The sequence below is a fragment of the Fictibacillus tiangongensis genome, assembly GCF_048083785.1.
Classification (GTDB): domain Bacteria; phylum Bacillota; class Bacilli; order Bacillales; family Fictibacillaceae; genus Fictibacillus.
In genome coordinates, this window is the sequence record NZ_CP182294.1 from 3,684,943 (window position 1) to 3,711,222 (window position 26,280).

21 protein-coding genes and 1 pseudogene are annotated in these 26,280 nt (G+C 38.3%); 5 read left to right on the plus strand and 17 right to left on the minus strand.

Annotated features, from left to right (window positions below; all coding sequences use genetic code 11):
• Positions 1-240: 240 nt before the first annotated feature.
• Genes ACNJYY_RS19410 through ACNJYY_RS19420 form a run of 3 tightly spaced genes read right to left on the minus strand, consistent with a single transcriptional unit; the run spans position 241 to position 4,497 of the window.
• The gene (locus ACNJYY_RS19410; protein ID WP_416729747.1) at positions 241-1,515 is read right to left on the minus strand and encodes an ABC transporter substrate-binding protein; all 1,275 of its coding nucleotides are present in this window, start codon (positions 1,513-1,515) and stop codon (positions 241-243) included.
• A gap of 38 nt (positions 1,516-1,553) precedes the next feature.
• Positions 1,554-2,696, minus strand: a complete 1,143-nt coding sequence (locus ACNJYY_RS19415) for a response regulator transcription factor (RefSeq protein ID WP_416729748.1) — start codon at positions 2,694-2,696, stop codon at positions 1,554-1,556.
• Between the two features lie 22 nt (positions 2,697-2,718).
• Positions 2,719-4,497, minus strand: a complete 1,779-nt coding sequence (locus ACNJYY_RS19420; RefSeq protein WP_416729749.1) for a sensor histidine kinase — start codon at positions 4,495-4,497, stop codon at positions 2,719-2,721.
• Between the two features lie 767 nt (positions 4,498-5,264).
• Between ACNJYY_RS19420 and ACNJYY_RS19425 the strand changes: the two genes are divergently transcribed.
• The 3 genes from ACNJYY_RS19425 to ACNJYY_RS19435 all read left to right on the plus strand — a co-directional run bounded on the left by ACNJYY_RS19425 (position 5,265) and on the right by ACNJYY_RS19435 (position 9,595).
• Entirely contained in the window at positions 5,265-6,437 is a 1,173-nt protein-coding gene (locus ACNJYY_RS19425; RefSeq protein WP_205725149.1) for an MFS transporter, read from the plus strand.
• 103 nt (positions 6,438-6,540) lie between these two features.
• Positions 6,541-7,254, plus strand: a complete 714-nt coding sequence (deoD, locus tag ACNJYY_RS19430) for a purine-nucleoside phosphorylase (RefSeq protein WP_416729750.1) — start codon at positions 6,541-6,543, stop codon at positions 7,252-7,254.
• 364 nt (positions 7,255-7,618) lie between these two features.
• A complete protein-coding gene (locus ACNJYY_RS19435) occupies positions 7,619-9,595 on the plus strand; it encodes a S8 family serine peptidase (RefSeq protein WP_416731913.1) in 1,977 nt (658 codons plus the stop codon).
• Positions 9,596-9,708: 113 nt separating this feature from the next.
• Here the strand turns inward: ACNJYY_RS19435 and ACNJYY_RS19440 are convergent, their stop codons facing one another.
• Positions 9,709-10,467 (minus strand): TrmB family transcriptional regulator, encoded by a 759-nt coding sequence (locus ACNJYY_RS19440; RefSeq protein WP_416729751.1) that lies wholly within the window; start codon positions 10,465-10,467, stop codon positions 9,709-9,711.
• Between the two features lie 342 nt (positions 10,468-10,809).
• A complete protein-coding gene (locus ACNJYY_RS19445) occupies positions 10,810-12,090 on the minus strand; it encodes a DUF5068 domain-containing protein (RefSeq protein ID WP_416729752.1) in 1,281 nt (426 codons plus the stop codon).
• Between the two features lie 311 nt (positions 12,091-12,401).
• Between ACNJYY_RS19445 and ACNJYY_RS19450 the strand changes: the two genes are divergently transcribed.
• Positions 12,402-12,884, plus strand: a complete 483-nt coding sequence (locus ACNJYY_RS19450) for a hypothetical protein (RefSeq protein ID WP_416729753.1) — start codon at positions 12,402-12,404, stop codon at positions 12,882-12,884.
• Between the two features lie 217 nt (positions 12,885-13,101).
• On the opposite strand, the gene ACNJYY_RS19455 is transcribed toward ACNJYY_RS19450, so the two are convergent.
• The 4 genes from ACNJYY_RS19455 to ACNJYY_RS19470 form a co-directional block, all read right to left on the minus strand.
• On the minus strand, positions 13,102-14,166 hold the full coding sequence (locus ACNJYY_RS19455; RefSeq protein ID WP_416729754.1) for an O-antigen ligase family protein: 1,065 nt from the start codon (positions 14,164-14,166) through the stop codon (positions 13,102-13,104).
• A 353-nt stretch (positions 14,167-14,519) separates the two neighbouring features.
• Positions 14,520-16,907, minus strand: a complete 2,388-nt coding sequence (locus ACNJYY_RS19460) for an Ig-like domain-containing protein (RefSeq protein ID WP_416729755.1) — start codon at positions 16,905-16,907, stop codon at positions 14,520-14,522.
• A gap of 197 nt (positions 16,908-17,104) precedes the next feature.
• Complete coding sequence (locus ACNJYY_RS19465) at positions 17,105-18,982, minus strand: SpoIID/LytB domain-containing protein (protein WP_416729756.1); 1,878 nt, start codon at positions 18,980-18,982, stop codon at positions 17,105-17,107.
• Between the two features lie 120 nt (positions 18,983-19,102).
• Positions 19,103-19,249 carry a hypothetical protein gene (locus ACNJYY_RS19470; protein ID WP_416729757.1) on the minus strand — a complete coding sequence of 49 codons (147 nt, stop codon included), beginning with the start codon at positions 19,247-19,249 and terminating at the stop codon, positions 19,103-19,105.
• A gap of 397 nt (positions 19,250-19,646) precedes the next feature.
• On the opposite strand from ACNJYY_RS19470, the gene ACNJYY_RS19475 reads away from it, so the two are divergent.
• The gene (locus tag ACNJYY_RS19475; RefSeq protein ID WP_416729758.1) at positions 19,647-20,318 is read left to right on the plus strand and encodes an RDD family protein; all 672 of its coding nucleotides are present in this window, start codon (positions 19,647-19,649) and stop codon (positions 20,316-20,318) included.
• A 39-nt stretch (positions 20,319-20,357) separates the two neighbouring features.
• Here the strand turns inward: ACNJYY_RS19475 and ACNJYY_RS19480 are convergent, their stop codons facing one another.
• From ACNJYY_RS19480 to ACNJYY_RS19515, 8 genes and pseudogenes are all read right to left on the minus strand, one after another.
• Positions 20,358-20,684, minus strand: a complete 327-nt coding sequence (locus ACNJYY_RS19480) for a hypothetical protein (protein ID WP_416729759.1) — start codon at positions 20,682-20,684, stop codon at positions 20,358-20,360.
• An 11-nt stretch (positions 20,685-20,695) separates the two neighbouring features.
• Positions 20,696-21,628, minus strand: a complete 933-nt coding sequence (locus tag ACNJYY_RS19485) for a zinc ribbon domain-containing protein (protein ID WP_416729760.1) — start codon at positions 21,626-21,628, stop codon at positions 20,696-20,698.
• Entirely contained in the window at positions 21,625-22,173 is a 549-nt protein-coding gene (locus ACNJYY_RS19490; RefSeq protein ID WP_416729761.1) for a hypothetical protein, read from the minus strand. Before ACNJYY_RS19490 ends, ACNJYY_RS19485 begins: the two co-directional genes overlap by 4 nt.
• A gap of 344 nt (positions 22,174-22,517) precedes the next feature.
• Positions 22,518-22,658: pseudogene (locus ACNJYY_RS19495) on the minus strand (glycosyltransferase); the annotation flags it as partial.
• 285 nt (positions 22,659-22,943) lie between these two features.
• On the minus strand, positions 22,944-23,207 hold the full coding sequence (locus ACNJYY_RS19500) for an excalibur calcium-binding domain-containing protein (RefSeq protein ID WP_416729762.1): 264 nt from the start codon (positions 23,205-23,207) through the stop codon (positions 22,944-22,946).
• Between the two features lie 140 nt (positions 23,208-23,347).
• Positions 23,348-23,794 (minus strand): VanZ family protein, encoded by a 447-nt coding sequence (locus ACNJYY_RS19505; protein WP_416729763.1) that lies wholly within the window; start codon positions 23,792-23,794, stop codon positions 23,348-23,350.
• Positions 23,795-24,358: 564 nt separating this feature from the next.
• The gene (locus ACNJYY_RS19510) at positions 24,359-25,675 is read right to left on the minus strand and encodes a hypothetical protein (RefSeq protein ID WP_416729764.1); all 1,317 of its coding nucleotides are present in this window, start codon (positions 25,673-25,675) and stop codon (positions 24,359-24,361) included.
• Positions 25,672-26,229 (minus strand): sigma-70 family RNA polymerase sigma factor, encoded by a 558-nt coding sequence (locus ACNJYY_RS19515; RefSeq protein ID WP_416729765.1) that lies wholly within the window; start codon positions 26,227-26,229, stop codon positions 25,672-25,674. Before ACNJYY_RS19515 ends, ACNJYY_RS19510 begins: the two co-directional genes overlap by 4 nt.
• Between the last annotated feature and the right edge of the window lie 51 nt (positions 26,230-26,280).

The following is a 26,280-nucleotide window of genomic DNA, read 5'->3' on the forward strand; positions in this document are numbered from 1 at the left end:
ATTACAAGTATAGGGGAGGTTGCCGCGTGTAGATATGGCATGGATTGATGAGGATTTCGTCTTAAATTGATATCTCGTAAATGTTGTTGGTGAAAAGTATCCTTGAGAGTTGATCGTCATGTAAGATGCTGGAGCACCCGAGTGTTAAGTACCGAGGTGGTTCACCGTACGTCCAGAGAACATCTGAAACGGAAATCAACAACTTACACAACAAAAAAGACCCCTTATCTAGGAGCCTCATCATTCTTGTGCTTTTCGTGCTCTGTTCCAAGAAAGCTGGAATTCGCGCAACAGCTGCTCACGTGTCAGTTGTTTACCTACATACATCTGCATGGCAGATCCGAACTCTTCTTTCACCCCTGCGGGAAAACCGCTCCAGTTGGCATCTAACGTGTTGCCTTTTTTGTATGCGGCTATCGTTTCTTTTGCAAGCGGACCTAAATTATCCGTTTTAATGTTTTTAAAAACCGGAATGAACTTAAAGCGCTCTGTGATGAACGTTTGCCCTTTTTTTGAACTCACCATCCAGTTTAAAAAGCGCTTCGCTTCTTTTTTATCACGAGAATCTGCCTCTTTGTTCACGACCCAATAGTTCGGCACACTCACCACAAGCTGATCTGTCGGCTCGTCGTTAATTGGTATCGGCATGAAAGCTACATCCAGATCAGAAGCACGTTCATCGATCATGGGCTGAATCCAGTTTCCTTGAAGTATCATCGCGGCTTTTCCTTTTGCAAAAAGGTCCACTTCCATGTTGTAATCCGTTGTTAAAGGATCTGCGTTTCCGTATTTCAGCGTAACATCTAACAAGTCGATCACATCCTGAAACAGTGGATTATCAGGGATTTGCTCCTGACCTGCATTCAACTTTTTTATAAAAGCATCAGGATCGTTCTGTCTCGCAAAAGCCACATTTAATAGATGGACACCGAGCTTCCAGTCCTCGTAATAGCCGGTTGCGAACGGGGTGATTCCTTTTTGCTCTAATTTTACCGCTGCCTTTTCTAACTGTGGAAGTGTCTTTGGTACTTGTTCAATTCCTGCACGTTGAAAAAGCTTCTTATTATAAATGAAGCCGTAGCCTTCTAAGTTCATCGGCATTCCGTACACGTTGCCGCCCATCTTGATCGCGTCAAGCGTACCTGGATAGGCTTCCTTGACCCATCGCTCTTTTGATAGATCCTCTAAATACGGCCGCCACGTCTCAGCATTCTCATAACCTGTGTTTGTAAAAATGTCCGGTCCCTTACCTGAAGCAAGCTCCGCTTTTAAGTCGGAATAATCATCAGCCGCTCCTCCGACCGTACGAATCCGTATATCAATATCAGGATTTTCTTTTTCATAGACTTTCGCGAGCTCTTCAAATTCAGAGGCGATCTCTACTTTCGGGTTTCGGATATCAAGTACAACCTTTTTCTCTATCTTTTCTTCTTTTTGGGGCTTTGAATTATTCTCTATCTGACAGCCTGCAAGAAGAATTGCTATCATACCAATGGTTACATAATGCTTTTTCATGTTTCGTGGAATCACCCCTTTCTCTATAAAATCTCTGCTTACGATTTTTCACCATTTCGAAACTCAAACGGTGTTATCCCTACTTCTTTTTTAAAGAGCTTAGAAAAGTATTTTTCATCTTGATACCCGAGCATCGTCGAGATCGAAAAGATGCTTTCATCACTTTCCTTCAACCAACGTTTCGCCTGGTCAATCCTCAGTTTTGTTATATATTTCGATAACGTCATGCCCGTTTCATGCTTAAATTTACGAGAGATATGCTCCCTGCTGAAAAAGAACCGGTTCGCTAGTCTTTCTAAACTCATATCTTCCATGTAGTATGTTTCAACATACGAAATAATATCGTTCATGCGCTGTTTCGCTTCAAGTTCGTTCAATCGCTGAATCGACCGGTAATTCTGGTTTTCGAGCTCACTTTGAAGATGATTATATTTTTTGTGAATCTCTTGAAGTGACTGCAGCTCGCACTTTACGAGGCGCACCGGAATATCGAGTTCACGGCTCAAACTCTCTTCTACCAAAAACCACTCTTCCGGCAAGGTGATGAGCACACTTTGGTTACTATCACCCGGCAGCATTACAGCATTCCCAATTTCCTGCTCCAACAACTCATCGGCCAGTTTTTCGATGTATGGTGCTGGCTGATGCATCTGATAGAACGATAATAATGTAAAATCATATTTTTCCGACGGTGGTAGATTCGAGGCGATAAAATCGAGCTCTGCCGGCTCCCCGAGACAAGCTGCTAACATCGTTTGACTCCATCGAACCTTGACCGCGTCCTCTTGGTACAGACGAGACTTGCTTTCCTCATCATAAGCCGCGATCGCTTTTTTCAGCACGTTATTAAATGCCTCATCCTCGACCGGTTTTAATAGATAATCGAAGCTATTATGCTGAATGGCTTTTCTCATAAACTGATAATCATCATAACCCGTAATCAACACCACTTTGCCCTCGTACGAGATAGAATCCAGCCACTCGATCAGATCCAAGCCACTCATGCCAGGCATCTTAATATCTGTAAAAATAATCTCCGGCTGCTCTTTCTCGATGACCTTCTTCGCTTCGTTTCCGTTTGCTGCTTCCAAAAGCTCTATAATCCCGTGTTCATCCCATTTCCCGATATACCGAATCACGTCGCGGACATTGAACTCATCGTCAGCTATCAACACCTTCATATCCGTTACCTTCTTTCTGTTACTAAACCGTTGGCTCGTCACTAGATTCTTTTGGAATGACGATCCTCACCAAAAAACCTTGTCCACTCGGCTGATCCACTAGGAAATCAGCTCGCTCGCCATAGTTTAGAATCAGTCGCTGATATATATTCTTCAGTCCGATATGCTCGTTTACAGGGGTACCTTCCGATGCTGATACGTAAATGTTTTCTCGCAAGCGCTCTAAATCGCTAGCTGTGATTTCAGGTCCGTCAGAATTTCCGACTACCAGGTGGATAGAATTACCTTTCACCTCGCCAGAGACCGTTAGTTGCGCTTCGTAATGCCCCTCTTCATACACATGCTTGAAAAAATTCTCAACGAGCGGTTGTAAAATCATACTAGGAATCCTACTCTTAAGTACCTCGTCACTAAAATTCAGCGTATAATGAAGCTCTTTTCCAAATCGTGCCTGTTGCAGATTGAGGTAAGCCTTCATATAATCCACTTCATTCTGCACGCTCACCCATTGATTCGCTTGCATGGAATAACGCATCATCTTAGACAGCGACGTTATCAGTCCATACACTTGCGGAGACTTGGAACGAAGAGCCACCGCTCCGATCGATTGCAGAGCATTGAACAAAAAGTGTGGATTCACTTGTGACTTCAACGCACGAAACTGATTTCTTCGATTCTCAATCTCCAACTTATATTCACGGTTAATATGAAGATTGATCCGATCCGTCATGTCTTTAATATGTCGTTCCAAGTGACCGATCTCATCCTGTCGATCGTTCTCAAATGGTATTGTGAGATGTCCCCCCTCGATCCCACGAACCTTCTCACTCAGTTCGCGAATCGGCCGAGAAATTTTATATGAGATGAAACTGATCATGAGAAGACCTAAAAGGCCCACCCCAAGTCCGACGATGATATTGATCGTTGCGGTCTTCCGAACATCCCGGAACAGCACATCACTCGGCGTCTTTTTCACTAATTTCCAGCCTTCAACAGGTCCATCTAATGTCTTTGTTAACGATATTTCTTTATCTGTTGTGCCTTTTTGGATCCGGCTTTTTAGATCTGACGGAACACGCTTACCTATTAATGAAGAATCCGTCGCATACATGATTTCGTTTTGATCATTGATCAGATATGCAGATGACCCGTTTTCTCCCGCTAAGTTACTCACAATTTTTGAATACTCACCTAAACTGATATCCATCGTCATGATTCCAAGAAACTTGTCAGACGGCACTTCCTTAATTTTATGATGAATGCTTAACACCTTCGTACGGTCTGACTCTGGAATAATCGCCGCATTGTTATAGTTTTTTATCACATGCGGCGGCTCGATCAGGTAATTTTTATTAGATTTAAACAATTGTTTAATGTGTTCTTGATTCAGTAGCTCCGGCTGCGGTTTTCGCGTACTAACTGTCGCATTATAAACGGTAAAAGACTCTTTTCCTTCATTTAAATAAAACCGCAGCTGGCGAATCTCACTTCTCGCTAAGTAAAACGTCTCAATGCTCTTCTCGACTGAATCTTGATCAAAATAGATCGAGTCTTCAAATCCCTCCGTAAAAATGCGGAACAGATCTGGATTACGATACAAGATATACGGGAGGTTCACCATGTCATCAAAATACTGTTGGAGGTCTTCCGCATTCTTCTCCAGCTGCATCTTGCTGTTGTTGAGTTCATACTCTTCAACACTGTTCTTCGTGTAAGCATATATAAGAAAAATCGTTAAAAAATACGGCACGATAATAAAACCCAGCAGCATGATCAACAAACGGCTATGTATACTTTTCACGCGCGACCTCCTTTACATGAAGTTTTTCCTTTTATTGTGCAATCAAAACGAGATTTGGATGTTTTAGTTGTTCGTGGTGGTGGGTGGTTTTGTGAGGATTTGATGTGGTTGCTGCTGGTAGGGATAGTTGTGGCTGTGAGTTGGATTGCGGCGGGATGAGAGGATATTTTACGGTACGTGTTTTTATATCTGTTACGCGTTCACTGGTAAATGGGGTGTGACCACCGGTAAATGGCTGCTAATCACCTGAAATAGCTCCGTGACCACCGATAACTACGCTGTTACCACCTGAAAATGTCAACTTACCACCGATTCCACTGTGACTTCTTAGTTTTCAGCACCCTGCCCTTATGCTCATTCCCTGAATTGGACAGATAATCGGCTGAAATGGACAGATTATGGGACTAACTGGACAGATTGTGGGACTAACTGGACAGATTAACCTTTGAATCCGACAGATTGCAGACGCCTACCATATGATCAGCCCGGGTGAAGACGCAATTTCGTGGTGCACCACTATCTCTACAAGCACTTACTGTCGACTTTCATGAAAATACTGTCCACTTTTCGTATTTTACTGTCCAATTTCAATGAAATACTGTCCACTTTTACACATTTACTGTCCACTTCCCTATTTTTACTGTCCATTCCAACTCCTCTCCCGACTCAAACCCTATTTTTAATATCATTTTCGTTATTGCCACCACACTCAAAATAAGTTACCATTACAGGGGTAACTTTTATATAAAAGAAGGTAGATAAATATGATGAACAAACGTGTTTATTTGTTAACGATCGTCTCGTTCGTGGTTGGGATGGTGGAACTGATCATCGGTGGCATCCTTGACCTGATTGCTGACGATCTTGGCGTAAGTCTCGGTAAAGCGGGCTTTCTGATTACGATCTTCTCGCTCGTGTTCGCCATCGCAGCACCAATCCTGCTTACGATGACCGCTCACATCGAGAGAAAACGTCTAACCATTATCTCATTATTTGTGTTCCTAATAGGAAATGCACTCGTGATCGTGAGTCAGACGTATTCCATGCTGCTCATCGCCCGAATTTTATCCGCGGTCAGTGGTTCGTTGCTCGTCGTACTCTGCGTGACGATGGCATCTAACATCGTGGAAGAAAAATATCGAGCTCGCGCGATCGGTGTTGTGTTTATGGGAATCAGTGCTTCGCTCGTACTCGGTATTCCAGTCGGCTTAATGCTCGGAAATGCATTCGGCTGGCGCGCACCATTCATCTTAATCACAGCACTTACCGTTTTATCCATTCTCGGGGTACATTTCTTCATGAATACGTTGGCTCCAAAACCAGCGATTCCGATCAGAGAACAGCTGCGCACATTAAAAAACAGACGTATCTTGTTTGCTCAGATCACGTCGTTCCTGTTCTTAGCTGGTCACCTAACGTTGTACGGATACCTGACTCCGTTTTTAAAAATGACGCTTGGACTTAACGGAACATGGGTTAGCATCGTATACTTAATATTCGGTGTCGCTGCGGTCTTTGGCGGTGGAATCGGTGGTATGCTTGCTGACAAATTCGGCACAAAACCTACGATTATTGGCGTTATTATTGTTTTTGCGGTCTCAATCTTTATGATTCCATATACAACTTTTGCTTTTCCGTTATTTTTAGTGGTCATGGTCATTTGGAGCATGCTCAGCTGGGCGATCACGCCGGCGATGCAGAGCTATCTGATCGAGTCATCACCTGAAACATCCGATATTCAGCAGAGTCTGAACAACTCGGCGCTACATTTCGGTATCGCGTTCGGGTCCATGATCGGCGGAATCGTGATTGAGAACGCATCTGTCGAAAATAACGCAACGGTCGGCGGACTGCTGATCATCTTAGCACTTGGAACCGCTGTGCTTTCTATGACAAAAAAAGCACGTCGCTCCCGAGAATCTGCACATACTATTAGCTAGGTTGCGAAAACTATGGCATGATGAAGGTAGAGAAATTTTTGGTAAGTTATCAATTCCTGAGGAGGTGAAACCATTACAATCGTAACGATGTAATGGTGAACAAATGAGTATTCATATCGGCGCTAAACAAGGTGAAATCGCAGAAAGCATCCTATTACCTGGGGATCCGCTTCGTGCAAAATATATTGCAGAAACATTTTTAGAAGACGTAAAATGCTACAATGAAGTTCGCGGCATGCTTGGATTCACAGGAACTTACAAAGGAAAACGCGTATCTGTTCAAGGGACAGGCATGGGGATTCCATCGATCGGAATCTACACGAACGAGTTAATCCGTGAATACGGAGTGAAAAACTTGATCCGCGTAGGTACGTGTGGCGCGATCCAACAAGACGTAAAAGTGCGTGACGTAATCCTTGCGATGACAGCATCTACAGATTCTCGCATGAACCACTTGACGTTTCCTAACATCGACTTCGCACCTTGCGCGAACTTCGATCTTTTAAGAAAAGCATATGAAGCTGGAACAGCAAAAGGCTTGAAAATAAAAGCAGGTAACGTGTTAACAGCTGACCTGTTCTACCGTGACAGCATGGATATCGTGAAAAAGCTTGCGGATAACGGCGTACTAGCGGTTGAAATGGAAACAACAGCACTTTACACCATCGCAGCGAAATATGGTGTGAATGCACTATCGATCTTAACAGTAAGTGACCACATCTTCACAGGTGAAGAAACAACATCTGAAGAGCGCCAAACAACCTTCAACGATATGATTGAGATGGCTTTAGAAGTTGTGAGTACACAAGAAAAGTAAAAAATAGTAAAGCTAAATAGTCTCAAAGGCACAATTAGCCATCTAATTCAGAAAATGTGGATTAGATGGCTTTTTATTGTTAATAAAACCCACATATGGCGTTTTTTGTAGAATTAAATTTATATCCAAAAATTGGGACACTAGAGGTTTTTTCTTTTTTCATATCGAATTAATAACTCTAGTATAAAAAAATTGGGGGAATTAAAAGAATGAGTGTTCCAAAGAAATTGATAAGTATATGTGGTGCTTTAGGATTACTGTTTGGTGCATCGACAACATTTGCCACTACTTCCGAGAACGTGTATAAAACTGAAAAAAAGGGATCAGAAAAGTTGCAAGAACAGATTGTAAGAATTGAAAGGAAATCTTAACTAAATTTTTTAACACCAAATCTAAAAGTTACAAAGCAAATGAGGTAATTGTAAAATTTAAAAATAATACATCCATCAAAAAGCTTGGATCTATGAACACTACTTTAGGTTTATCAAACTTAAAAGTGTTAAATAATCAAGGAACACATGTCCTGAAATTTTCTAAAAACAAAAAAATGTCTGATGTTTTACGAGACTTGAATGCATCTCCAGATATTGAATACGCTGAACCAAATTACATATATCAACCTTCAACAATTAAAGATCCACTATATAAAAATTTATGGGGACTGAAGAATTCTGGTCAAGAAATATTAGAGCAAGTTGGTAAAAAAGGGATTGATATTAATGTAGAAGCAGCCTGGGCTAAAACTAAAGGAGACTCCTCTCTGGTTATTGGCGTGATAGATTCCGGAATTGATATTAATCATCCTGACTTAAAAGATAAAATTTGGGTAAATCCTGGAGAAGTACCTAATGATGGGATTGACAATGATAAAAATGGATACATTGATGACATAAATGGATGGAATTTTTATGATAAGAATAATAATTTATTTATCCGAGGAGAAGAAGATTTTCACGGAACTCATGTTGCGGGGACAATAGCAGCAAAAGCAAATAATCTAGGTGTGATTGGTGTCGCACCAAACATTAAAATTATGCCCCTTAAGTTCCTTGGTCCTTGGGGAGGTTCTGAATCAGATGCTATTCTTGCTATAGAATATGCAAAAGCGAAAGGAATTAAGATCTTAAATAACTCTTGGGGTGGAGAAGATAACGGACAGGCTTTAAAAGATGCTATTAAGAATTCAGGCACTCTTTTTATTGCTGCAGCAGGAAATGACGGAATGGACACTGACTCCTCTCCAATGTATCCAGCAGCTTATGATCTTCCCAATATTCTTTCTGTAGCAGCAATTAACAACAAAGGAAATCTATCATCTTTTTCTAACTTTGGTAACAGAAGTGTAGATGTTGCTGCTCCAGGAGAAGGTATCCTCAGTACGTTCCCTATTATAGAAAAAGATTATTCTACCGCTTACGAATATCTTGATGGAACGTCTATGGCTACCCCTCACGTTACAGGAGTAGCAGCTTTAGTAAAAAGCGTAAACCCCTCTTATAATCCTGCGCAAATAAAGGATGCTATTATGAGGACGACAACAAAGCTTTCTTCGCTAACAGGAAAAGTCAGTACTGGGGGACTTGTAAACGCAGGGAAAGCCGTAAATTTTGAGGCTGATTCTGAAATTCCTGGTATTGCATGGAAAGGCGTGAGTATTCAATCCACACTTGATTCTAACAAGGACATGAATGATGTGTATTCTATCAGACTATTAAAAGGAGAAAAGTTAAAGACCACACTTAAAGGTGATGCAGGTACAGACTTTGATTTGTATTTGTATAACGAGACGGCAAAAACTGTAGAATCGAGCGATGGTATTGTAGCAAGCTCAGAAATTGCAAACTCATCCAATGAAACAATTACTTTTACAGCCCCTAAGACTGGCACATATTATTTAAATGCCTATTCGTATAAAGGAACTGGAAAATATACTCTTGCTGTTACCGAAGGCATTGGGGCTGGGACGTATGAAAACAAAAGTCAATATTTTGGATATAACGGAGCATGGAATAATATATCAGATGGAAGTGCGTCAGCAAGTTCATACACAAGTACTAACCAAACTAAATCCACTGTAAATATTGTTTTTAATGGTACAGGAGTCTCTTACAAAGCTATTAAAAACCACAAACAAGGAATTGTAAAAGTAACATTAGATGGTAAATCAACAACACATAGTTTGTACGCCGCTAACCCTAAGTACAAAGAGATTATCTTTGATAAAAAGGGATTGCCTGCAGGAAAACATGTATTAACCATTGAATGGACTGGCCAAACAGATCCTATGGCCCGGAAAACTTCTACGGAAATAAATGTAGATTCAATCACTGTTATCAAATAAATTGCTCCATTCTTAAAAGAAAAGAATACGAAATAAATAGCCACACCCCCTTGTTAGACACCTTCTAACTTAGGGGATGTGGCTTTTATTTGGCTCGAGATATCCATTGCTTTTCAGTATCTCAACTTCATCAATACACTCTTAATCTCTTCATCATTCATCATCAGTTCGGAATGCTTCTCTGTAATCTTAGCCAATGCCACATCATGATAAAAGAATTCAATGAAAACCTTGATGAATGGACGAGATTTGGTCTTTAATGCTTGCCAGCTCTGACTCTCCATTCCTGCAAAGATGACTTCTGTCTCATCGACAACAACGAGGCGAAACCGCTCCAGCGAGTGATGTTCCTGCGCTGGTATCAAAGTGTGCACATGAGAAAGCGTGGACTCCAGCTCACCCACAACAAGCACTTCCACATCCACACCCTGCTTTTCTTTATCTTGCAGAATAGGTAGAATCTCTTGAATATCGTCTTGCCAGCCAGAAACACGGATTGAATTTTCAGCCGTTTGCAAAAGCTGCTTCGTTTGCGCTCGAATGGACGAATCAACCTTTAGACTCCAAACGTGTTCATCATAAAATTTCCGCTTAGACTTATTATTCTTAAGCTTCTCCACGTTTTCCTGAAATTCTGTAGTCAGCTTCTCGATCACAATTGATAGCGGCAACGCGGTATACAGCTTCTTCTTCTCTGACACCGAATCCAGCACCATGCCTTTTTCAATCATGCGCGATAGCACTTCATATATCTTGGATTTCGGGACACCCGAGTATTTAACGATATTCGTCGCATCCATCGGTTCCTCGCTTGATGCAAGAACCTCGAACACCTGACTTTCGTATTGTGAAAAACCGAATTTTTGTAGCATGGTTCCTCCTAAAAAATAGCCTCTTATCTTCTACAGCTATCTTAAAACAATTATGGCCCTATCGCTAGTCCTTGAAACGTTTCTGATTTTGGATAGTTTCACGGTACGTGTTTTTATAATCTGTTACACGTTCACCGGTAAAAGTGATGTTTTCACCGCTAACCATCCCTTAAACACCTAGAAATCACTCCTGACCACCGGTAAACATCTTGTAGCACCTAAGAATGACACCTGACCACCCGTAAAGCCCACACAGCTATCTACAAAACACATTCTTTCACCGACTAGCTTCAAAATCACCACAAAAAAGCACTCCCAAACCCAGGAGTGCCCTCAAATCCGTTATCTCGGTAACGTAAACTTCGCTTTTTTCTCGCCAAACAGGTACTTTCCGTCACCAAAGAACGGGCCAACCTCTAAATCAAACGACTTGAACAATTGGAATTCGTCTTTACGGAATAAGAATACGGTGTACTTTTCTTTTTCTTCGCCTGGCTTCACACTTTTCGGATCGCGTGGCTCTGCGAACGCATTGCTTAATGCTGATCCACGGTCTTTATCGATGGTTACTTTTCCAGGTACATTGTAGATGTCGATCTCTTTTTTACCGTTGTTTTTGATCATCGTTTTAACCGTTAACGCGACCAATTCTGCATCTTCAAAACGTGATTCGTTACCCGCTGTTGGGATGACTTCTGTGTACTGAACGCCTTCTAACGTCACTTCCATGTCACCGACTGTTTGCTTTTGTCCGATGCCTGTTTTCTCGAAGATCATCTTCTTATCCGCAAGGTTGTTAGCTGACATCAAGTCTGGATAGAACTTTTGCTCGCTTGCGGATGCTTTCGCTTGTTCGCCGCTATACGCAAAATCAAAGATCTTCTCTTGCATGAAATCTTGCATACCGCTGAAATCTTTGTTAGGTGCAGCACTTGCTTCAATAACGAACTTTGGTTTTACGCTCGTCATCGTTTGATAGTCAGTTTCTGTGATCATGAACGTGATCAGACCAGACGTCTTCTCACCCGCTTTATACATATTGTTATTTCCGTCGATTCCTTCAGAATAAGTTTTCGGACGCAGTCCTTTTCCTTCTTCAATAAAATTCCTTGTGTTTGACGGAATATACGTAAGGTTATCAGTTAAACGAATATTCGTTGTTCCGTTAAAATAAACATCTTTTCCAGATTGGTTATCAACGGACATACGTGCCGTGAGGATATAACCGTTCGGTGAATTATCAAAACGGCTAGCTGTTGACTCATTCATACCCGTCACTTTTACAAGCTGGTACTCATCGATCGTTACTTTAAAGCCGCTACCTTCATTCACGTAGCCAGGGTTGCTATTTGTATACAGAACTTCAGCACTTCCACCTGTATCTTCTTCTATGTATGGATTCAACACTTCGCCAGAATCACTGGTAGCTTGCTCTTCCTTTTTTCCCTCTTTTTTCTCTTCTTTTTTAGGTTCGTCAGCAGCTTTTGCTTTCTCTTCAACCTTTACTTCTTTCTCTTCCTTATCTCCTGATGCTTTCTCGCTATCTCCACATCCACTTAGCATGAGGACAGCAGATAGTCCTGCCACAACAACGAACTTAGATTTAGACTTAGCTTTTAACAAACTGACCACTCCTTCTATATATATCTTCCAATTTCTTCACATTGTCTTATTTACCATTTTTCGACAGTTATGAAACCTAATTTTATGTAAAAATATGTATTTTTGTTAAAAACACAACTCTCTGAGCATACACTTAATGGCTAATTTACTCTTAAGTCAAAAGAACCAATTGGTTGAAAATATATCCATTTTACTATTTCTAAAGAACTTTTCAACGCATGAAGTAATTGGATATCATGTCTCCCTTTGAATCCAAAATTAGGTAATAGGACAATTTTCGCGTTGAATACAGTGATTGAGGGAGGTGGCTAATGAGAAAATACGTGTTAGCGAGTGTTCTTTTTTTGATTTGCATCCTATCGGGATGTGGCGATCCCATACAGGATGATTTACTGAACTATGTAAACGAGGAAATGCCTGCTATTGGCAAAGAAGAGTCAACTATTATTGAGAAATATGAAAATGTGACAGGTTCCAATTATACAGATGACCAAACGCTCTATGATGCGCTGAAGGTGGAGATCATACCTTCATACAACGAGTTTATTAAAGAACTAGAGGCTGTGGAAATTGATACGGATGAACTGCGCAAACTACATGAGAATTTTATTGAGGCCGCGAATATACAAGCAAGTGCGTTCTTGCTGATCGTATCTGCGATTGAAAACCAAGACAGCACAATGATTAATGAGGCAAACGAAAAACTAAATACTGCTCGTAAAATGATGAGAGATTACACGAATGATGTGGAAAAGCTAGCAAAGAAACATGATGTGAAGCTGGAAAAAAAGTAAAAATGGACCCCTTCGTTTTGTGAAGGGGTTTAGTTTTTTGGAGTTCTTGAAGTTTTCCATGAATATCGCCACATCAGTTTTCCTGAGTAAACCCATATAGTTGGATTAATGTGATATAGTCTAGCCGTGTATTTGTCCCAAGAAGCAATTAAAATAATAGACATTATCGCGACCTGGGGTGAATACAAAACATGATCCACAAAACCCGACAAAAGCATCACAGGTAAAGACAGAAGATAAACATCAAGATACTTCTTATTGTTTTTTTGGAAAAATAAAGCCACGTTACCTTATAAACATTGATAAGTATAACGATGAGAAATGCGATTCCTCCTAGTGAGCCATACTCTGAAAACATGCTAAGAATTACGTTATGGGCATGCGGTACTTTTTCATGATAATAATAAAAATATTCTTTATAAAACCCGATTGGCGTTGTACCGAATAAAGAGTGACTTTGCCAGAGTTTAAAGGAATGTATCCAGATTTCTTTTCTAACATCTGCAGATTGTAGTAAATCATGATATCGAGGCATCAAAGTACCTATAATTCTATGATTCAAAGCAAGAACAGCAATGAGTACGAAAGCTATCAGTTTGTTCCACCTAAATGTAAAAAGAATTAAAATGACAATTGAGATACAAAAACCTGCTCTTGATCTCGTTAGGAGAATGGCATGCAAAAATGGACCGACTAACATGACAAAAAACACCAATTTAATCCAGTTGGACTTTCGTATCGATTTCAAGCATTCAGCAAGTAGGAAAGCTAACCCAAACAATAATAATGCAACTGAAAAATTCGGATTATATGCCGATCCAATTAATCTCTCATACTCCTGAATATGAGTTGAACCAATTAATGCTGTTCCCGTTAGATAACTTAAGACTGGTTGAGCCATAAGCTCTTGTTGGAACGGATATAGGCAATAAAAAAAGAGTCCACCTGCTACTGTCAACCATTTAAACGAAGTGAAAAATTTCTGTATCCCGTCCGTTTTCATTTTTATATATATTCCTATGTAAGCAAGAATTAGTGCTGATATTAGGAGAAACGAGTAGTTTTCCATAAGGATACATGACCCAATTGTCGAGATGAACAAACTTCCAAACAAAAATAGACTTGGCGTAAATGATAAGGGTTGCCCTTCTTTCCATACTCGATGTAAAGAATACCAACCTATGAGCAGCATTAATAATAAACCTATTGGCGGCAAAATAAAACAAAATCCCACGCTTAACTCAAAGTGATGTTCTTTTATGTATTTATAAATAAACTTCATAGATTCTACCTCTTTTAATTAGTTCAATGACAAAATTAAATATATTTATTCATCGTACTAGATAAAAGTGAATTAATGATGTTATTTACAATAATAAAGCTTAACCTTTACGTTCTTTTACAAAAGGTATATTTCAGTTTGTTTATTCTGTCAGAGCAGGACAATATGTAAGCATATAAAAGGGTATTTAAAGAAAAGTTAAAGCCTCTATGCATGTTATACTTTTTACTTCCTCATTAAAAATAGACCTAGAGATAATTAGCTCTCTAGGTCTTTGTTTGAAATACTTAGTATTCTACTTACATTTCCTACTTTATCTTTTGTTTTACTATATTATCTGGAGACATACCTATCTATTTTTTCACAATGATCTTAACTGCAGTACTTACATTTTTAGCACCATCTGTTGCAGTTACCGTTAGTGTTACATTTGCTTTCTGAACAGGAATTTTCACTGAAAAAGCCCCGTTTGTTGCTGCTTTTGCTGTATAACTTTTGGTCCCAATCTTTACGATAACCGTTGCATTTGCTTCACTTGTCCCCGTTACACTCGTAGATTTACTAGTAACTGCATTTACTACTGGTGATTTAGGGGCAGTTTTATCCTTTGTGATCACTTTTGTAATTGTACTTTTATTTCCATAAACATCTACAGCCCATATTTCAAAGACAGTCCCTGCTTTTTGTAAGAAAATTGGAACTGCAAATTTTCCGTTTTCAGCTACTGTAATATACGTATTTATACCGAATTTCACTGTAACCGTAGAACCTTTTTCTGAAGTACCAGACACTTGCGTTGATTTATCAGAAATCTCGCCCACTGATGGTGCTGGTGGTGGTGTTGTGTCTTTTACTATAACCTTTTTTATTACACCTTTATTGCCAGCTTTGTCTGTCGCCCAAACTTCAACTGCTGTACCAGGTTTTTGTAACGGAATAGTTACAGAAAACGATCCTGAACTCGATGCATTGGCCGTATAAGTATTTGTACCGATCTTAACAGAAACCTTAGCCCCGGCTTCTGTTTTCCCTGTTACCGTTGTTGATTTCTCAGTAAGGTTATTAACAGCTGGTGCTGCTGGCCCAGTTTTGTCCTTTACCGTATAAGTACTGGTGTTGCTATAATACCCAGCCGAATCCTTTGCCCATACATAAACAGTTGTCCCTGCTTTTTGAAGAGGGATGGTAATTGAAAAGGCTCCTATGCTATTTGCTGTTGCGGAATAGGTACTGTTACCAATCATTGCATAAACCGTAACCCCTGCTTCTGCTGTTCCTGAGATGGCTTTATGCTGATCTGAGATCTCGTTAACTTTTGGATTTGTTGGAGCTGTGCCGTCTTGAACCGTTATTTCTACAGCGTCGCTAGAATTTCCGTTTGACTTAGCTGTTACGTAAAGCTTTGTTCCCGCTTTTTGCTTAGGTATGGTTACTGAAAAATAACCATTGTCATTGACTTTTCCAAGTACTTTTTTACCGTCTGTTACTTCAATGTCGTAATAGTCATATCCACTTGTATATCCTGTTACAGATGTATCATAATCATATACAGAGTAAACAGTCGGTGAAGTAATTTTGTCTGCAATACCCAGTGCTCTTCTAGCATTCACTCTGCCGTTTCCATAATAATAAGAGGATCCTAAATAATCTGCTGTATCATACAAACGCTGTTCTACTTCATAGTTAGAAAGGTTAGGCTCATTTGCTAAGATTAGTGCTGCTACACCTGCAACAACCGGTGAGGCCATAGATGTGCCACTCATGGAACCGTATGAAGAATACGGCAGTGTTGAATAGATGTACGAACCGGGCGCCATGATATCGACCCAGTATCCATAATTAGAGAAATACGACCGTGAGTCAGATTCAGTTGTTGAACCCACCGCAATTACATTGTCATAAGCAGCAGGATAATGCATTGTACTTGTTCCGTCGTTTCCTGCTGCTGCTACAATCACTACTCCATTTTCATGCGCATATTGAATGGCAGCGTCATAGGAGTAATTGTAATTAGAGCTACCTAAACTCATATTAATCACATCTGCCCCGTTATTAACTGCATAATAAATTCCTTCAATCACATCTGAAGCATATGCACTTTCCCCATAAAAAGCATCAATCGGCATGATAGACGTATTTGGTGCTACCCCTACAGTACCAAGATAATTATCCATTGAACTCCCGATAATTCCTGCAACATGTGTTCCATGATCCCCTGCAGTCAACGTAGTTGATGAATCATAAACCGTATCATAAGGAGATACAATCCTATTCTTTAAATCTGAGTGAGTTAAATCAATCCCATTGTCAATTACAGCAACGACAACACTTGAGCTACCCTTCGACTTGTCCCATGCACTCTCAGTTTGAATCGTTTCATGATGCCATTGATAATCGAAGTAAGTATCGTTTGGCGTATGATCTAGTTTAATAATATGATCTGGTTCTGCGAATTCCACATCATCTCTTTTTTCTAACTCTTTAATATACGAGTCTACTTTTTTACCCTCTGGTACTTCTATAGTAACGATAGGTTCTTTTTTACTTTCCTGATTTGTTAGTACTTCTATTCCTTTTAAGTTTGTTTTTTCCGCAGGTTTTTTCAGCTTTACGATAACTCGTTTTGTTTCCTGCTTATTTATAACTTCTTTTTTAGTACCGGCAGCATTTACTTTATCAAGAGTCCAACTGCTTCCCAATAAAAATACAGCCGCCATAAATAATAAGCCGATTCTTTTCATATACAATCCCCTTAATGAAAAATAATGTAAAACATTTTCTCCTCTTCTTTCATCGGCTAATTTCCAAATTTTATAATACTATAGAGAACTATTTTCCTATTACAAAAGAACTATTTTTTAATTTGCATAATTTATATACAAAAAAAGCTGACTACTAAAGGTCACTAGTGTGTACCTTTTGAGTCAACTTTTTCGATTCATCTATTAATCCATAGTACGCCTTCAGCTTTTTCTTCATAATAGGACGCTAATCCCGTTTCACTTAAAAATGATGCAGGCACATATACGGCTTTATATATCATTTTTGGTCTAACACTTAACGACTTTTTAACACCATTAACCGTGGCTGTGTTATTAACAAGAGAAGCAGTTACTTTTCGCGATCCAGATGTAATGGAAATCGTCGATCCTGAAACTTTTGAAGTCATGGCATACCGCTTTGATAAGCCCACAAGCGGAACATATACGGTATTCTTTTCTTTCACAAGATTACTTCCTAAGTATTGAATTCTACCCGATGAAATGGGTGTAATGCCATTCTTATAAGCCAATTCCTGCTTCACCGTCACATATTCTTCATGCATGTATCCTGTCAGTGATCCTATCTTAATTCTGTACCATTCTTTTGTCTTGCCAAGGACCGTTACAGCTTGTCCGAGTTTACCCTTCCCTAACGAAACGGAAGATGTTGTCGCTGATTTCCGAATGTTAACACCTTCATAATTTACCGTTCCTGTTACCTGAAGAGCTGAAGGAATAGATGACGTTTTGTCATTCATTAAAATTGTAGTAGGATAATAGAATGCTAGAATTTCACGATAGCCCAATCCAGCCTTCGCTCTTGCATTGGCACCGGTCTGACTTAATCCTACTCCATGCCCATTACCAAGGCCTGTTACTTTGAAGAGTGTTGATGTTTTACTTAAGCCAGTTACATACTTGCTTGTTAACCCAAGTGCACTCCTAAACTGGTCTGCCGTTATGGTAACTTTTTTTCCGTACAGCTTTGCCTCACCATTAGCGTTCTTCAAGACCTTACCGGATGTATCTTTAATGTAATACGTTACATAAAAACCAACGTGCAACAACCGCTTACCTTCTGTTCGCTCCTTAGGAAGCGCAACCGACGTAATTTCAACGACTTTAGATGTTTGATTTGAAGCTGTCAGTTTCTCTTTTAATATACTTACTAAAGCTTTATCTTTCTCAACTACACTTCCCCACCAAGATTCTGGCTTTTTTAAATTTTTCCCTACTAAGGTTATTTGTTTCCTAGAAAACGTTTTAGTCCAAACTGTTTTACTATCGTATGTATCTGACTTAGCCGTAAAATACGGTAGCTTAGGAGCGCCTACTAATGGCCAAGCTCCTTGATTCGTTTCTGTATAACCGCCATTTGAAGCATTATACAGCGCCTCAACCACCTTGCCTTGATACGTTAAGACTTTCCCTTTTGTCTCCATGATCGCTTTATCCGTTTTATTATTTTCTTTATCGTAACCAGTATAATGCTGATAATTTGGTGTGTCGTTTATAGCTTTTTTTGCATTCAACTTATACATCACATAAGACCTTGCAATAATTGCCTGCGCTTTTAGAGCTTGTAGATGGTAGCTAGAATTCATTTCACCAGGAACAACGCCCTTAATATATTCTTCTAATGGAAGACTATTGATTGGACGAATATACTTAGAACCTTCAACAGTAAACTTCATCGACCCTAAGTAAGAGAGTGTTTTTTTTCCATAAAGAGTCATAAGATGCGTACTTGAAACCACATTAGGCTTTACTGTAAGTGTCTTGCCTTTCGAAACAAGAGTACTTCCGTAATAGAGGTGTAGTTCTCCTTTAACCACTTTCATTGTGTACTTCTTTCCGGAGCTCAATGTCTTTCCACTTTCAGTTACCTTATATGTGCCCTTTGGCAAAAAGGATAGAGCGGTAGCATTATGTATGTACATCTTTAAAGACACAGATACTACCGGATCAGCCGCGTAAGCTTCTTTTGGTTTGGAGATAAAAATTGAGCTTAACACGAGTGTAACGACTAGCAAACTAATTAAATACTTTTTCATTATCCACCAACTTATACATTTATTTACAAAATTAGTATAACAGAGTAATAGATAAATAGTAACAAAATACAAAAAAGAGGTGCCCTAGTTGGCCAGCCTCTTTTTTCATCATTTACTATTCTATTTTTTACTCTCGTTTAATCTTTTTTCTATAGCTGAATTTACAAGCGTTTGAATCTCTAATAGATTCTCATAAGGGGCATCTTGATAGATATAACGAATTGCCTTTTTTAAGCATTTGGGCAAAATTTTAAAACCGTTCAACATAAATCTCCTCTTTTACTATCCAATAAATAACAACTTATCATATCTTACAATATTTTCTTTACGTTGAGAATACTTAAAATTAGAAAAATCCTCACTTCTAGAAGAGAAAAGAATTTTTGCATGTCCTTATGTTAAAACACCGATTACACGAGTTGGGATGATCAGTATTTTTTTCACAGGACTTTGTTATGCACAAAAGTAACACTTGATGGAACAACCTTGAAAATTGAGTAGACAGGAAAAGCACATGCAGGGGCAAAGAAAACAGCTACTAACATCAATCTTGATAGTTTGATCGTGAATGCCTAAAAGTTAATCTAATAACTAATAAGAGTTTTATGGAACTTTCCATAAGACTCTTTTTTAAACCTTCCCCTGTAAAACTGATATAACTAGCATGTTAAATAAAATAGGGGTGTATGTTTTGCAATGCACGAATTGTAGTCATCATGTAGCTGCGGGAACGAAATTTTGCACAAAGTGTGGACAATCACTGGTTACTCAGAATAATCCAACACATTTCTGTCCTCAGTGCGGTACAAAACGAGAAATTGAGTTGAAATTCTGTACAAAATGCGGTTTTAACTACTCTTTATCACAAAAAGCACAACAAGAAACTGCAGCGTCGAATGACCGAATGCATCACCATCATTCTTCTGGCTACACGAAGATTGATGGTTCAATCGCAACATTTGGTCAAAGGTTTTTAGCAACTCTCATTGATGTTGTTATTACGTTTGTGTTCATGTTCTTTTTTGGATTGTTATTCTTTTGGGATTCTTATGATCCTTCTGGCGCTATGCAATTTTGGGGAATTTTACTTGGTTTTGTGTATAAGGCCGGGATGGAGAGTTCCAGTTACCAAGGTACTATTGGAAAGATATTAATGGGAATTAAAGTAGCAGGTTTAGAAGGTAACCGAATATCATTAGGCGCAGCTATTGGTCGATATTTTGCTTCATGGGTATCTGCAATTCCTCTTGGTTTTGGGTACTTAATGGCACTATTTTCACAAAGAAATCAAACATTGCACGATAAGATGGCAGGGACAGTTGTAAGATCTAAATAACAGAAACGCCTGGTGAACACTTCACACCAGGCGTTTTTGTTATTTAGAGAGAAAAGTTATAGCGAGTGCTTTATCCATATCATCTATTTTATCATCATGATTAATATCATAATGAAAAAGTGTTCCCATTTGATTAAATTCAAACTGATCAATTATCGTATTATTGTTAAGGTCAGATTGAAATGTATCGCTATGACCGTCCATGTTAAGATCGGATTGAAATTTGTCAGCCAAAAAATCATGGTTCAAATCTAAAATACCCAAGCCATTTCCATTCGTTAATTCATACATTTTCAGATCTTGAGCATCCACAATCTGATCATGATTTATATCCAGATGTGAAAAAGGATCAAAATCAAAAGCCATTCATACTCCTCCTATTCAGAAAACAAATTTTTTATGCGTGAAGATGTTGATTTAAACTTTTTACTTTGTTCAGTAAACGCAAATTTAATAGAGTTTTCAATCCGATTAGCTGTATCAGGTTTGAAAGTAAGACTAAATTGAAAAATACGCTCCCGTGGATCTTTAAGGGTCAGACTATTTACTTCTTCATCTGTCATTCCCCGATCCTTAAGCTGTTTCTTCAATAAATCCAGCGATGGCATAAAGCCCATTTTTCTGGATATATTTAAACAGCGAAATTGAAGCTTCGTATTTCCGGCAATACCGTATACTTGAGAAAGATAAAAGAAATATTCTGCTGTTTGTTTATCATTTTTCTCCGCCTGTATGGCAAAGGTTATATACTTTATTGACTTTAAATAAAGAGCATCCCTAAGGTCTATGTCTCCCTCATTGATTCCCATATAGAAAAGTGTTTTTCCTACAATCAAACTATGAATGGGTTCTGCTGTTCGGTCCTTTATTTTTTTCATAGACAAAGCTAAAGACATCTTCAGACATTTTTGAGGATCAAACGTCTCATATTCATCATCTAAAGCATTTAATCCTGTAGAAATGCCCTTTGATACAGCAAAACCTACTGGATTATAGATAATTCTAGCTACATTTACACCCTGGTTCATTTTTTTATAAGTAACAAAACCTTCATAATACCAAAGCCATAGTAAAGGGTCTTTTGGATTTTCTTTAAGATCGTCTTGCAGCTGAGATAAACCCGATGCCCCCTTTACCGTATCCCCAATTAATGTCACCAGTGGAAGAGACGATATTTCATTTTTAATACTCTTTGATAAATTACCTTTACTTTCTACTTGGGCTGGAGAAATTTTAAAACCACAGTTTCCACAAAAATTAGCTTGATAGGTTAATTTCAATCCACAGTTTCCACAAAACATCTTGGTCACCCTTGATTTCTTCTAAACAATAAAATAATGTTTAATACTATTATTGTTATGTAAAAAAACAAACAAAAGAGAATAATAGACGTATCTCCTCCAACCATATTCTGAGTTTGATAACCTTGGTATTCAAGCCATTCTGTATATGATTTGTACATGAGTAAACTAGCAATAGAGAAAAGGCCACTCACGATAATAGGTAATAGTGCAGAAAAACTATAACGTCTTTTATGCAGGAAAAACCCTAGAACTTGTAAACCTGAGATTATAATAATTAGCGTGAAGAAATAAGATTCACCACCACCCCACTCCAATTGTCTTTCAATAACCGCTTGAGACATAAACAACAGAATTGTGATTAAGATATTCACAATAATATTAGGGATTGTTGACCGCTTACGAATTATACTTTCACTTGCTACTGAAAAGCTCTCTGTCGCCGCAGCTGCTGCTTCCAGTTCTCCTCCAGTAAAAAGTTTCCCACATTCCCCACAAAATTTGGCTGCTGAGTCCTTCTCTTTTCCACAGCCTGTACAAAATCTTACTGACATCTTCTTACACTCCCTAACTGATTCTAATTACTTATTGCAGAATATATATCGGTAGAATCAATTATTTATTCACATTAACTTCCAGGTTAAATGGGACAATCAGAATTTTATTAATAACATCCAACATTGTTTAATTGGTGCCTTCCTGGTTTTATCCTTGTTTATAAGCTATCCAGAAAAAATGAAAAACATGTAACTTATATATAACGGATAAACTAGCAAACTCCCTAACTATCACATAAGCGAAGGTTTGAAGAAACAAAACACATGTCTTCTTATAAAAGATAAAAAAAGACAAGCTCTTCAAAAGCTTGTCCAGTTGATCATGTACTTCTGTTCTATATTTAATAATGAACCACTTTTCTAACTGGCTCATCCACATTCACCGTATCCTTTACGATGTAAATCGGACGGTTCTTACTCTCATCATAAATTCTTGCTATATATTATCCCACGATTCCAAGGCCTAACAACTGAATTTTACTGAGGCATGCCTGAATAAAAAGCTTCATCCGTAAAATCGACACCATAAAATAGACGTCTATATGTAAATGCTAATGTTGTGATGACTGCCAGTATTTAATTTCATTTCATAAAATATTTCCAATAAATGGTATAATAAGAATCTTTTCTCATTATACTAGAACATAAAATTAAAAACCCCGTTATCTGCGGTTTCTTAATATTTTTTCCCTGCTACTTTCATAAAGCCCGCTGCAATAAGAATGTATAAAAGTAAAAGAGCCCCTATATTAAGGGACTCTATTAAACTACCTCTCACACGCGATTAAATCTTTATCACGATCGCTTTTTTTATTTGCATCATAAAGAGCTTTTGATACATACGGCTTGTACTTTGTTTTTCCGCCTTTGTTCTTGACACTGGCAGCACGAGATACTCCGCCTTTGTATACCTTGTTTAGCTCCGTACAATTTTTAAACTTTTTTACCTTTGGTGTAGCCGCTTCTGTTGGAAACGAGGAAACACCAAGAACCAAACCTGTAGCGAGTATGATTGGCATAATCTTTTTCATTTGTTGCACCCCCTATAATTTCCCTATTTCATTGTAATGGATTACTTATTACTTATACAACCAAAATTTAGAAATACATAAAAAAAGCCCCTTGTAGGGACGTCAGCATTTATTTGCTCAATGAAACTAGTTCTTTAGGACTATTCAATTATTTTCGCCGCTTTAACACTACCCTTTTTTCTTGTTTTCCCCTTGTTGGATAACACATAAAAAGTTACAAATAGAAACGCTCCAAACGAATCCAACATCATATCGTTTATTGAGCTCCCTCTATTCGGTACAAATTGTTGATGAAATTCATCAAGCATCCCAGCAAGACTTGCAAGTTCCCAGGCTAATACGTAAGCAAAAAGTGATGAAACGAGCTTTTTTAGGAATACATATAAAACGACAGCAAAGCTTCCAAACAATATCACATGGGCTGCTTTTCTGAGCAGACTATTTGCTAGCTCAATATTTTGATTAAAAAAACCTGATTCTTGTATAAACGTTCCTGTTTGTCCACTAGTAAAGTTCGGCGATGCCGTAAAATAATAAATTAACCCTATCCAAACAAGAACGAATAGGCCTAAAACATATCTCTTCATAGTACACTCCTTTTAGAGCGAAACGGTATCACGGCCAAATAAACTTCATCCAACCCAATATGGAGATCCAAAGAGGTACACTAAACACTGTTCCCCACATCAATCCAGCAAAAAAGTTTCCTTCCTCTTCCATATCAGCGCTCCAGACTATATTGAAGTTACTAACCTACTAATCAGTCTTAACACGAAAACGGAAAGAGATACTTTATGCAATCTAAATTTTTTACCGTACGTGTTGTTTTATTACGCGTTCGCGCACGCAACTTCCGATTATACGCAGTTTATCTTTGTTTCACGATAAATTTTATTCTATTAAGAGAGTTTATTTGATTTTCCCAAAATTTTCATTTTAAGATTACTTTTAAACTTAATATAAACCTCAAAAAATCTTTTTATCAAAAAAATAACCCACTGAAAATCAGTGGGTTTAAAAAATTTCAGAGTAACAATATCAGTGCATCCCGGTCTCTGATCCCATTTGAAGGACCTGCTCTCCCAGATTAAGTGAGTTTAACACCTACCAATATTATTTAAGATTGTGTTCATCCGATCTAGTTCCCTTTTTCATTCATAATTATAGACAAACGATGTATTTCTAGCATTTATACCGAACATATTTTCACCGTACTCATCTTTAACTGAAAAGACATACACTTTTGTTCCATTTACTTGTGTTTCTTTTAGGAATGTTACAGTATTTGTATTGGTTGAAAGTAGTTGGCCAGCTTCTTCTTTTGTTAAATTAAGGTTTGCCTGTTTGAGTTTTGACTCATTCCATTGATCCAACTTCCACACATTATTTTCTTTAACTAACTTAAATCTCCATTGTGACCCGATCTCAGTCATATCTGATGCTGGCACAATTCCAGAGAGCTCGATTGTGTCTTCTGTAATAACGTTCACATTAAAGCGTACCTCTTGATGAATTCTTGGAAGCATCCCACTATCACATTCACAAAAGTATTCAGGCAGGAACGTTTTTAATACATTATTGGAAAAATTATCCGTTACGTAAGGTTCAAAGTCGGGACCCGCCACTTCAAATGTAGCAGGATTATCAGAATGCCAATTGTTCTCTTTCTCAGATTCTAGCAAGGTCTGTTTTATATCCGCTAAATTACGATTTAATAGCTGTTTGGCTTCGCCTTCTGATATAGTAATTGGTACAGGTTCTTCTTTCTTTTCTTCTTCTTCTTTTTCCACTTCTTCTTGTTGAGGTACAACTCCTATATCTTGATATGCTTCATACTTAATCGTATCAATCACAAACGAATGATGTGTTTTGCTATCACTTATCGTTTCTACTTTAATTGCTTTTTCCAAAGAATCTCTCGCTACATTTTGAGTTAGATTAAACTCCTTACTTATACTCTTCGTATCACCTGATTCAAATGAAGAATACTTAGGAGGTTCTATCGTAAAAGATTCTGTTCCTGTTGCTTTAACTACTTCACTATTTAAAAATGTTATACGGTATTTCAAACGATTCGTTATCGTGCTATCTGAATTGTTAGTTATACGCAAAGAAATCGTTAATTTCTTTTCATCTATATTAGATGTATATTCAGCCGAGCTGCCTTCACCAGAGACATTTGGGATACGGACTGGCGGTTCCTCCTGTTTCGTTTCAACAATCGGCTGTGAATACTGTACAGGTTCTTTGTCAAAGTAAACATAAGTTGAGAAGATGATGCCTGAAAAGAGAGCTGCTGTTAGTAATCTTGGCAGAAGGGTACGATGTCTTTTGGACCGAACTTTTGGAACTGATAATTTTCTTATACGTGTAAGAATTAGCTGTTTATCTTTGTCTGTAAAAACCTGCCCTTTTGAAATCACTGGATCCATAGTGGTTGAGAGCTTTTTTAATCGTTCTTCCATCATCTTTCACCTCCAAGCTTAATGAATTGTTCGTGAAGTAATTTCCTAGCACGACTCAATCTTGTTTTAACGGTAGCTTCTTTTAAGGAAAGGAACGTACTCGTTTCTCTAATTGAAAACCCTTTATAATAGTGGATTAGAATGACTTCGCGGTATTTTATAGGTAATTGTAAAAGTGATTCATATAGAATGCGGTCTTCCGAATTTGAAATAACATGTAATTCTACAGCATTCTTTTCAGTCGTGGATTCACTCTTAAATTTATCTGTCACTTGCATCTTTCGAAAGTGCCAGCTTTTCAAATAATCTTTTGTTCTATTTATAGCAATCGAATAAATCCAACTTCGTATGTTAGAATCTCCACGAAATGTCTCTAGCTTAGTATACAGTGTTACAAATACGTCTTGTGTTAGATCCTCTGCTTGAGGCCAATTCCTCACAAAGGAAAAAATTAATCGTTTTATCTCTTCACCATACATATCCATTAATTGATTGAATGCATCCTCTCGATTGGGTGCGTTCTGGATGAATGTTGCACTCAAATTATCTTTCTCCAAATCACACGACCTCCTTGTCGTTCTAATGGTAAGACGATGCAGGGGAATATT